The organism is Thauera aminoaromatica S2 (genome assembly GCF_000310185.1).
GTDB classification, from domain to species: domain Bacteria; phylum Pseudomonadota; class Gammaproteobacteria; order Burkholderiales; family Rhodocyclaceae; genus Thauera; species Thauera aminoaromatica.
Map to the genome: position 1 here is coordinate 1 of NZ_AMXD01000134.1, position 10140 is coordinate 10140.

The 10140-nt window shown below is 68.4% G+C and carries 11 protein-coding genes; 7 read left to right on the forward strand and 4 right to left on the reverse strand.

Translation table 11 applies throughout. The features are described from left to right. The 3 genes from C665_RS15950 to C665_RS15960 all read left to right on the forward strand — a co-directional run. A partial coding sequence (locus C665_RS15950) for a hypothetical protein (protein WP_004322376.1) occupies nt 1–672 on the forward strand: 672 nt, incomplete at its 5' end. 16 nt (nt 673–688) lie between these two features. After that, nucleotides 689–1909, forward strand: coding sequence for a toxic anion resistance protein (locus C665_RS15955; protein ID WP_004322378.1), 1221 nt, complete (start codon nt 689–691; stop codon nt 1907–1909). A gap of 229 nt (nt 1910–2138) precedes the next feature. Continuing rightward, nucleotides 2139–3161, forward strand: a complete 1023-nt coding sequence (locus tag C665_RS15960; RefSeq protein ID WP_004303221.1) for an IS110 family RNA-guided transposase — start codon at nt 2139–2141, stop codon at nt 3159–3161. Nucleotides 3162–3595: 434 nt separating this feature from the next. Here C665_RS15960 and C665_RS15965 read toward each other — a convergent pair whose 3' ends face one another. The 4 genes from C665_RS15965 to C665_RS15980 all read right to left on the reverse strand — a co-directional run bounded on the left by C665_RS15965 (nt 3596) and on the right by C665_RS15980 (nt 6792). Further along, nucleotides 3596–4246 carry a hypothetical protein gene (locus C665_RS15965; RefSeq protein WP_004322380.1) on the reverse strand — a complete coding sequence of 217 codons (651 nt, stop codon included), beginning with the start codon at nt 4244–4246 and terminating at the stop codon, nt 3596–3598. 67 nt (nt 4247–4313) lie between these two features. After that, nucleotides 4314–4592 carry a hypothetical protein gene (locus tag C665_RS20770; RefSeq protein WP_004322382.1) on the reverse strand — a complete coding sequence of 93 codons (279 nt, stop codon included), beginning with the start codon at nt 4590–4592 and terminating at the stop codon, nt 4314–4316. A 113-nt stretch (nt 4593–4705) separates the two neighbouring features. Continuing rightward, a complete protein-coding gene (locus C665_RS15975; RefSeq protein ID WP_004322385.1) occupies nt 4706–6109 on the reverse strand; it encodes a heavy metal sensor histidine kinase in 1404 nt (467 codons plus the stop codon). A 2-nt stretch (nt 6110–6111) separates the two neighbouring features. Further along, complete coding sequence (locus C665_RS15980; protein ID WP_004322387.1) at nt 6112–6792, reverse strand: heavy metal response regulator transcription factor; 681 nt, start codon at nt 6790–6792, stop codon at nt 6112–6114. A gap of 186 nt (nt 6793–6978) precedes the next feature. Here C665_RS15980 and C665_RS15985 point away from each other — a divergent pair, with 186 nt between their 5' ends. The 4 genes from C665_RS15985 to C665_RS16000 all read left to right on the forward strand — a co-directional run bounded on the left by C665_RS15985 (nt 6979) and on the right by C665_RS16000 (nt 9993). Further along, a complete protein-coding gene (locus C665_RS15985) occupies nt 6979–7443 on the forward strand; it encodes a hypothetical protein (RefSeq protein ID WP_004322389.1) in 465 nt (154 codons plus the stop codon). A 160-nt stretch (nt 7444–7603) separates the two neighbouring features. Further along, nucleotides 7604–8104: a cupredoxin domain-containing protein gene (locus C665_RS15990; protein WP_012586306.1), complete on the forward strand. Its 501-nt coding sequence runs from the start codon at nt 7604–7606 to the stop codon at nt 8102–8104. Nucleotides 8105–8206: 102 nt separating this feature from the next. After that, entirely contained in the window at nt 8207–8554 is a 348-nt protein-coding gene (locus C665_RS15995; RefSeq protein WP_012586305.1) for a copper-binding protein, read from the forward strand. 131 nt (nt 8555–8685) lie between these two features. Further along, a complete protein-coding gene (locus C665_RS16000) occupies nt 8686–9993 on the forward strand; it encodes a TolC family protein (protein ID WP_245537185.1) in 1308 nt (435 codons plus the stop codon). Nucleotides 9994–10140 lie beyond the last annotated feature (147 nt).

The window sequence follows — 10140 nt, forward strand, 5'->3', positions numbered from 1 at the left end:
CGGCGCTGGCGGCGCTGGCGGCAGGCGCGTGCCGGCAAGGAGCGCGCCGCCGCGCGCGAGCGTGCGCGCACCGAGCTCGCGCGTGAACGCCGCGAGCGCGACCTGCTCACGCTGGACCCCGATTTCGTTCCTGCCGACGCCGATGCGGTGGTGATGCAGCTATGGGAGGTCAAGCGCGAACTCGTCGGCCTGCGTCGGCCCGATCTCGCCGTGCAGGCCGATCGCCTGTTCACCCGCTACCACCGCGCGCTCGACGTGCTCGACGAGAAGTTCGACCGCCGCGAAGTCACCTACGAGCGCGCCCGCGGCCTGGTGGGCGAGGTCGGCAGCGGCGCTGCCGCCGGGCTGGGAGCGATGGTCGCGCTGGTGCAGGGCAGCGTCGGGCTGGACGCCGACTTCGTGCGCGAGCGCCTGGAGCGCGAGGCTGCCCGCATCGGCGGCACCGAGCGCGAGGCGCTGCAGCGCCGGCTCGCGCTTGCCGACGAGACCGAACGCCGCCTGGGCGAGATCGCCGCCGGCAACGAGGCGGCGCTGACCGCGCTCGACCACGTCGCGGTGGCGGTGTCGCGCATCGACACCGGCCGCGGCCAGCCCGCCGGCGCCACCGAACAGGCCCTGCAGGAGCTGCGCCGCTTCGCCGAGCGCGCCGGCCTCTACGGCCGCCAGCAATGAACCGAGGAACCTCCCGATGAGCCTGCCGCTGCGATCCCTTCTCCGTATCCTCCCGCACGCCCCCGAGGGCGACCCGGGCGGCGGCGGGCGCCCGCGCTCGGGCCTGTCGCTGCCGCCGATCGAGGACATCGCGCGCGAGACCCTGCCGCCGCAGGACGCCGAGCCGGCGGAGGACGCCGAGCTCGCCCCGCTCGCCGACGCCTTCGTGCGCGACGCGCTCGCCGCCGGCGAGGAGGCCCTGCAGCGCCAGCGCGAGGCGGTCGACACCATGGGCATCGAGCTGCAGCGCCAGGCCGCCTGGCGCAGCGAGATGCTGCAGGCGCCGATCCGCAAGCTCGCCCACCAGGGCGACGAAGGCGGCCCGGTCGCGCAGGCCCTGCTCGCGCTGCGCGACAAGATGCAGGACCTCGACCCTGCGCGCCAGAAGCTGAGCGGCGAGGGCCTGTCGCGCGCGCTGTCCTTCATCCCCGGCGTCGGCAAGCCGATGCAGCGCTACTTCCAGAAATACGAGAAGGCGCAGGACGCGCTCGACGCCATCATCCGCGACCTGCAGGGCGGCGCCGACATGCTGCGCCGCGACAACCTCACCCTGGCCGACGACCAGCAATCCCTGCGCGCCATCCTCGCCCAGCTCGAACGCCAGGTCGAACTCGGCCGCATGATCGACCGCCGCCTGGCCTGCGAGGCCGCCTCCGCCAGCCTGCCCGCGCCGCGGCGCGCCTTCGTCGAGGAAGAGCTGCTCTTCCCGCTACGCCAGCGCGTCATCGACCTGCAGCAGCAGGTGGCGGTGAGCCAGCAGGGCGTGCTCGCGCTCGAGGTGGTGATCCGCAACAACCGCGAGCTCATCCGCGGCGTGGACCGCGCGATCAACGTCACCGTCTCGGCGCTCAACGTCGCCGTCACCGTCGCGCTCGGGCTGGCCAACCAGCGCCTCGTGCTCGACCGCGTCGCCGCGCTCAACGAGACCACCTCCGCGCTCATCGCCGGCACTGCCCAGGCCCTGCGCACCCAGGGGGTGGACATCCAGACCCGCGCCTCTTCGTCCATGCTCGACATGGGCCGGCTCGAACAGGCCTTCGGCGATGTGCTCGGCGCCATCGACGATCTGTCGCGCTACCGCCGCGAGGCCCTGCCCAAGCTCGATGCCCAGATCGACCGCCTCGCCGCGCTGGCGCGCCAGGGCGCGCAGGCCATCCGGCGCATGGACGAAGGCAACCGCGCCGAGCCGCAGCCTTAAGCCGGCGCTCGTCTTGTCCCCGGGCATGAACACCACCGCCCGGCTTGCCGCTTCCGTCGCTCCGGTGCGCCGCGACGCTTCCTGTAGGAGATGTAATGGACGCCTCCCTCCCGCCTCGGGTGCTGACAGGTGGAGCCCTTCAATGAGAAGAGCCCTCCAGTTACCTGACGGCATCGATGTGCCAAAGTGGTGGTGTCGAAACGACCACAAACGGTAAGGAGGGCTCGAAATGAAGATTACGACATTCGGTCTGGACCTGGCAAAGAACGTGTTTCAACTGCACTGGGTAGAGCCGGAGACCGGTGAGGTCAAACGGCGTTCGCTCAAGCGCGATCAGACGATCAAGTTCTTCGCCCAGCGCAGCGCCTCGGTGGTGGCGATGGAAGCGTGCGGCAGTGCGCACTACTGGGCGCGCAAGCTGATCGAACTGGGACACGAGGCGCGCTTGATCGCGCCCCAGTTCGTGCGCCCGTTCGTTCGCAGCAACAAGACCGACGCGGCCGACGCGCAGGCGATCTGGGAAGCCGCCCAGCGCCCGGAGCGCCGGTTCGTGGCGGTCAAGAGCGTGCATCAACAGGCGGTACTGATGCTGCACCGGGTGCGCGAGCAACGGGTGAAGATGCGCACGATGCAGATCAACCAGCTGCGAGGTCTGCTCTACGAGTTCGGGGTGATCTTGCCCGCAGGGCGGCACAAGGCGATGCCACAGGTGACACAGGCGTTAGCTCGGCTCGAGGACACGCTGCCGGCGATGGCGCTCGAGGTGCTGCGCGAGCAGTGCGCGAGTATCGAGGCCCTGAGCGCCCAGATCGAGGAGATCGAACGCAAGCTGGCCGCGTGGCGCAAGGAGGACGAGGCGGCCAAACGGCTGATGCAGATGCCCGGCGTGGGCCTGCTCACGGCCACCGCTGCAGTGGCCGCGGTGGGCGATGCAAAGGTCTTCAGCAGTGGGCGTGAGTTTGCCGCTTTCCTGGGCTTGGTGCCCCGGCAAAGCGGCACCGGCGGCAGGGTGAAGTTGCTGGGCATCAGCAAGCGCGGCGACGGATATCTACGCAGGCTGCTGATTCACGGCGCACGCGCGGTCATCACCCACGCCAAGGCGCGTGATCCGTGGGTCGAGGCGCTACTGGCACGACGCCCTCTCAACGCCGTCGTCGTCGCCTTGGCCAACAAGATGGCGCGCACCATCTGGGCGTTGCTCGCCCACGGGCGGCATTACGAGCCGCGCGGGCAGGCGCTCGGGTGCGCTTGAGTAAAGTCGAAATTCAATACAGGAACTTAGCGTTGATCGTCCAAGGTTGCGCAGGTTGAAGCGAGCATGATGGCGAAATAGGTCGGACCGTGGGGAAACAAGCCTGGCACGGCGCTTGTCCTTCGAGGACGCGTAGGAGATGAGGCCTTCCCCAGCGAATTCCATCAGGGCCAGCAGACATCGGGTCTGCACTACAGGCCGGATATAAGACTGCAGCCAGATCCTTGATCGCCAGATGCAAACTTCGCTTGCCAAACCGGGAGGCGTCCATATAAGCGCCGCAGGCTCGCACGCGGGCTGTTCCCTCCGCACGCCCGGTTCGCTACCGGGTGCCGCGCTTCCTGTGGGAGCGCCGCAAGGCGCGATTGCGGCGATCGCTTCTTCGGGCCGCGGTCGCCGCGGTGTTGCCGCCGGGGCGACAGGCAGGAAGAGCGCTACGCCGATGCGCCGCGCGGGGGCCAGCCGGGCAGGGCGGCGGGAAGCAGCGCACGGATGCCGTGCGCGAGCGTGCCGGCACGTTCGAGCGCGTCGGCCAGGTGCTCGACCGCCGCCCACACCTCCGCCCGACGCAAGGTGAGCGCGGTCAGTTCTGCTGCATGCTCGAAGTCGTCGCGCCCCGGCAGCAGCCAGGACAGGTCCTCCGCCTTGCGCACTTCATGCAGCGCGCTGCCCCTGCACAGGCGCGCCTCCCCATCCGTGAACCGCTGCTCGGCCGCCGGTCCGGCCATCAGGCCCACCATCTGCGCGCGGATCTCGCGCTGCTGCGAGGTGGTGAAGGCCTCGATCTGTGCCCGCCCCTCGGGATGCGCGAGCAGGTGCTCGTAGCCCGTGCCGTCGGGATGCAGGCCGCCCTCGTTCATCAGCCAGCGCAGGAATTGCCGCGGCAGCACCAGGTCCGCCTTCTCGCACAGGCCCCACAGGCCGGTGCACATGCGCCCGTTGCGGATGTCGGTGCGCCAGGCCTCGGCCCCTTCCGCCGCCACCGCCAGCCGGTAGACCGACACGCCGCCGAGCGCGAACACCACCGCATGGCCGGCCTCGTGGATGCAGGTGGCGCGCCGCTGCGCGGGGGTCAGTATGGTCATGTTCGTGTTCCATGCGGGATGCTGGAGGCCGCCGGAGGATCGCGGCGGCAGGTCGAAGCTTTGCCCATCATGTGGGTGCTCGGTAGCGGGGATGCGCGCTCCATGCCCGGCGCATGGTCCGGGTCCTTGGGTGATCCATGCAGCCGAACGCACTCGTCAGGGTCGAGGCCGACGAACCCGCCAGACGCCTCGCCGTTCCATCGAGGCGGATGACACCCAGGCCGGGGTCGTCGAAAGCCTGCTCGAGCGCGCGCTGCGGCGAAGCCACGGTCAGGCGGATCTGCGGCGCTTTCGGCTCGCCCGCCCGCGCATCGTGGAAAAAGGTCCTGAATCCCCACTCGATCAAGCCCGTCCGCCTGCCTCCGGGGACTTGCAGAGAAGTCGTCGGCTGTCGTCCGCAGGGAGGGGCCCCTCGTTGCAGCCAGCCAGAACGCCCGAACCCGTGCCGAATTCGCTGGATCAAGAAGACGATGGCGCCCGGTGCCCGGGCAAGGTGATGGTGAAGCATGTGGCACCTTCAGCCGACTGTGCACTGATCTGACCCCCGTGGGCCTGGACGATGGAGCGTGTGATGGCAAGCCCGAGCCCTGCGCCTTCACCGCGGGACTCGCGCTGGGCACTGCCGCGATGGAAGCGCTCGAAGATCCGCTCGATCTGGTCGCCGGGGATCGGATCGCCGACATTACAGACGGCGAGGCGGATGTCGGTGGCGTCCGCGTCAATCCTGATCGTGATCTGCCCCTCGTCCGGCGTGTGGCGCAGGGCGTTCGAAATCAGGTTCGACAAGGCGCGCCGCAGCATCAGTCGATCACCCTGGACGCTCGCCTGCCCCTCCCGAACGATGCGGACCTGGCGCTCTTCGGCCAGGGCCTCGTAGAAATCGATGAGTGCATCCGCCTCGAGCGCCAGGTCCACGGGTTCGCTGGCATGCGCCAGTGTGTTCTCCTCGGCCTTGGCGAGAAACAGCATGTCGCTGACCATGCGCGCGATGCGCTCGTACTCCTCGAGGTTCGACGCCAGGATGTCCTGGTACTCGTCGATCGTCCGTGGCCGCGATAGCGCGACCTGAGTCTGGGTCATCAGGTTCGAGATCGGCGTGCGCAGTTCGTGCGCGATGTCGGCCGAATAGTCGCCGAGGCGCTGGAACGCGGCCTCGAGCCGGGCGAGCATGCCGTTGAACGCCTCGGCGTGGTCGCGCACCTCCAGCGGTGCATCGTCGATGGAGAGACGCTCGGCGAGTTGTCGTGCCGACAGCCGGCGGGCGGTTTCGGTGACCCGGCGCAGGGGAGCGAGGCCCCGGTGCGCCGCAAACCAGCCGAAGAGCGCGGCCGCCATGGCTGCCGCGACCACGCCCGCCCAGGTGGCGTTGCGCACCGATGCGAGGAAATGGACGTGGTGCGACAGATCGAGTGCGACCAGCGCTGCGATCGTTTGGTCCTTCGACCCGCTGCGCGGCAGCGCGATGCCGACCTCGATCCCTCGATGGGGGCGCCCATCGACCGTCCAGTCGGTCACCACGCCCGATGGGGGTTCTCCAGCCCGCTGGGCAGCGGTGAAGTGCTCGGGATGGATGACGTTCAGCACGCGCCCGTCCACGTCGCGTAGCAGCACCCCCACGCTTTCGTGTCCAACGAAGGAGCGCTCGAGCGCCTGGATGCGTTCCGCGCGTCCGCCACTCGCAGCCTCATCCTGCAGCGTGTTGCGGATCAGCGTGACCTTGCCTTGCAGCTCGTGCATGTCCAGCTCCTGGAAATGCGCGTCCAGCATGCGGCCGAAGAGCACCGCCACCAGCACGAGCAGGCTCGCGGCGAGGACGGCAAACAGCGTCGCCAAGCGCGCCGTCAGCGAGTGGATGCGGATCATCGTCAGCTCGGCTCCATCGCTTCGAGCACGTAGCCCATGCCGCGCACGGTGCGGATCAGCTTGGGCTCGAAGGGGTCGTCGACCTTCACCCTCAGCCTGCGTACAGCGACCTCGATCACATTGGTGTCGCTGTCGAAGTTCATGTCCCACACCTGGGAGGCGATCAAGGAGCGCGGCAACACTTCACCCTTGCGCCGCAGCAGCAGTTCGAGCAGGGCGAATTCCTTGGCGGTCAGGTCGATGCGCTGCCCGCAGCGCGTCACGCGGCGGCGAAGCAGATCCAGTTCGAGATTCGCCGAGCGCAGGGTGTCCGGTTCATGGCTCCGCCCCCTGCGCAGCAGGGTGCGGACCCGGGCGAGGAACTCGGAGAATGCGAAGGGCTTGACCAGGTAATCATCGGCGCCAAGCTCGAGGCCACGAACGCGGTCCTCGATCTGGTCACGGGCGGTCAGGAACAACACCGGGTTCTCGCGACCGCTGCGACGCAGTGTCTGCAGGATGCCCCAGCCGTCCAGCGACGGCAGCATCACGTCCAGCACGATGAGGTCGTAGTCGCCGCTGAGCGCGAGGTGAAGTCCATCGAGGCCGTCGCGCGCGAGATCGACGACGAATCCGGCCTCGGTCAGGCCCTGGCGCAGGTAGTCGCCGGTCTTCACTTCGTCTTCGACGATCAGGATCTTCATTGTTTCGCTCCTACTCGGTTCGTGCTGCCGGTGACCGATTCTGCCTCCGGGGTGCGGGAGAGCAGGCGGAATTACAGAAATGTAATGTCCAGGTCAGGCCGACGACAGGCGGGCGGGCGCAACATGCCCTGCGTGGCACATCGTTCCGTATCGCGACGGAACCCCGCAACCGATGGGAGATCGATCATGAAACTGCGTTTATTCCGTCTCGCCGGGCTCATGCCCGTTGCCGCTCTGGCCGCAGCCCTGCACGGCAGTCCGGTCCTCGCTCAGACGACCGAGCAGGCGCAGACCTGGCCGCCCGCCGCGAGTGGCCCCGCACTTCAGGCCCGCATGAAGTCGATCCGTGCCGAGACCGACCCCGAACGTCGCATGGCCCTGATGGAGGAGCAGATCAAGGCCCTGGAGGCGGCATCGCAGGGCACGCCCGCCGGGTGCCCGATGATGGGCGGCCAGATGCAGGGAGGACCGATGGGCGCCGGCCCGATGATGAAGGGCGCCGCGGCTGGACCCGGGGCTGGAGGGATGGGCGGCATGATGATGGACCCGAGGCTCGTGCAGGAGCACATGAAGATGATGCAAGAGCACATGGGCATGATGCAGAACATGATGAAGATGCATCCGGCGGTCAAGCCGGCGATGCCCAACTGAGCCTCGAGATGCGGGGCGCCGACCTCGTCGATCGCCCCGCGTCCGGCTCAGGAGAAGATCAGCAAACGGATTTCCCCATGCAGAGACAGGTCATCCACGATGGTGGGGGGGTGGGCGTGGCCGTGGTGCTGATTCACCTGCCAGGCAGATGGAGATCCCCATGAGAAGCCGTCGTCGATTCCTCGCCACCAGCCTTGCGGCCGGTGTGCTTGCCGCTCACCGCAGCGCGTTCGCCCATGGCAAGGCCGAGCATCCCCACAAGGCTGCGTCCGATGCCCCCAAGGAACAGCAGGAATGGGGAATCGCGGGCGATGAGAGATCCGTTGCGAGAACGATCCCCATCGTGATGACCGATGCAATGCGTTTCGTCCCCGACCGTATCGCGATACACATGGGCGAGACGATCCGCTTCACCCACGAGAATCGCGGCACGGTGATGCACGAGATGGTCGTCGGCACGCCCGCGACGCTCGCCGAGCACGCCGAACTGATGCGGCGCTTCCCCGGGATGGAGCATGACGAGCCGTGGATGGCACATGTCGGCCCGGGTGGACGCGGGCAAATGATCTGGCACTTCAACCGCGCGGGGGACTTCCAGTTCGCCTGCCTGATTCCCGGCCATTTTCAGGCCGGCATGATCGGCACGATCAAGGTTGGCTGACAGAAATGTAATCCGTGCGTCAGCGTCCTGTCGGTGGGCGCTTCGCATAATCGTGGGGACTTTCGAATTTGCACGGATTTTCAATCCTTGGAGAAGCCCATCATGAAGAAGACCCTCATCACCACTGCCCTCCTGGCCGTGCTGGGGGGCGCTGCCCCGGCGGCGTTTGCGCAGGCCGAACACAGTGCCCATCACGGCGGGGCGAGTGCCGCGAGCGAGGCCGACGCCAAGCTCGCCGAGGGCACGGTCAAGAAGATCGACCAGTCGGCCGGCAAGCTCACCATCGCCCACGGCCCGCTCGAATCGCTCGGCATGCCGGCGATGACCATGGTGTTCCGCGCGGCGCGGCCGAACCTCCTCGATCAGGTCAAGGTCGGCGACAGGATCCGCTTCGCAGTCGAGAAGGTCGGCGGTGCGCTGACCGTGACGTCTCTCGAAGCTGCTCAGTGACGCTTGCCTCGCAGGTGCGTCGCGTTCCACTCTGACCATCCGACCGGGGGGAACCCCTCGGTGGACGAACGATGAGGCGGGTGGCGGAGGGCCTGCGCGTGCACTTCACCGCCTGCCGGAATCGTTCCCCGATGAAACCCACATTCGCAGTATCCTCCTCCCGCCTGCCACGCCCCGCAGCGCTCGCGCTGGTGTTCGCGCTCACGTTGGGAAGCAGTCATGCCTGGACGCAAGGCGTGCCCGACACCCCGACGCTCGGCGCGAGCCCCCAGGCGCTGATCGAGTATGCGCGCCAGAGCAACCCCGGCTTTGCCGCGGCCCGTGCGGAAGCGTCCGCCGCCCAGGAGCGCGTCACCCCTGCCGGCGCACTGCCCGATCCCACCTTCGAGATCGAGCTCATGGATGCCACCAACACCATGAGCGGACGTTCGGCCTCGCTGTTGCCCGGCCAGGTGGGTGAAACGCGCTACCGCATCACCCAGCCCTTGCCGGGGTGGGGCAAGCGCGACCTCGCGGTGAAGGCCGCCGAGGCGCAGGCCACCCAGGCCGATGCGATGCGCGACGCCTCCTGGGCCGAGCTCGCGGCAAAGATCGAGACGCTGTGGTTGCGCTACTACGCGGCCGACCGGGAGCGCGTCCTCAACCGCGAGGGCCTGACCCTGCTGCAAAGCCTGGAGGAACTCAGCCTGGCTCGTTACGAGCTGGGTCTGCTGCCGCAGCAGGCGGTGTTGCGCATTCAGCGCGAGATCACGGCCCAGCGCCTCGCCCTGGTGGAGGTCGAACAGCGGCGCAAGGGCCTGGCCGCGGGACTGAACGGTCTGCTCGGCCGGGCACACGATGCGCCGCTGGCCGCGCCCGCCGATCCTGCGCCCTTGCCCGGGCAGCTGGAAGCGGGTGCCCTTTTCAAGGCGGCGGCCAGCGCCAACCCGGACGTGAATGCGGCCGCCTACGGCATCGACGTGGCGCGTGCCGAGCGCGAACGGACCTATCAGGACCGCTTGCCGGACTTCGCCGTGGGCGTGCGCAACAACCGTCCCGATGAGGGCAAGGCCTCGTGGGACGTGATGTTCGAGGTCATGATCCCGCTGCAGCAGTCCAGCCGTCGCGCCCGGGAGCGCGAAGCCGAGTACATGCTGATCGCCGCCGAAGCGCGTCGCGAGGACGCCAGGGCGCGCGCTTCCGGAGAACTCGGCACTGCATGGTCCATGTATGCGCAGGGCCGCGAGACCTTGCGCCTGCTCGAACACACGCTGCTGCCGCAGGCCCGGGCCACGCGCGATGCCAGCCGGGCGGCACTCGCCAGCGGCACGGTCGATTTCGACAGCGTCATCGAAGCCGAGCGCCAGCTCATCGACATCCGCATGCGCCAACTCCAGACCGAGCTCGAGACCCGGCTGGCGCTGACCGAGATCAGGAAATTGACAGGGGAATTGAATTGAGCGCTGCTGTCCGGATGACGACGATTGCCATCGCTGTGGCGATCGCTGCGGGTGCGGGGTACTGGTTCGCACAGGTGCAACATGCGGCGACGCCCGCCGCGCCGCTCGGCGCCGCGAACGCCACCGCGGCCGCAGCGCCTGCCGCAC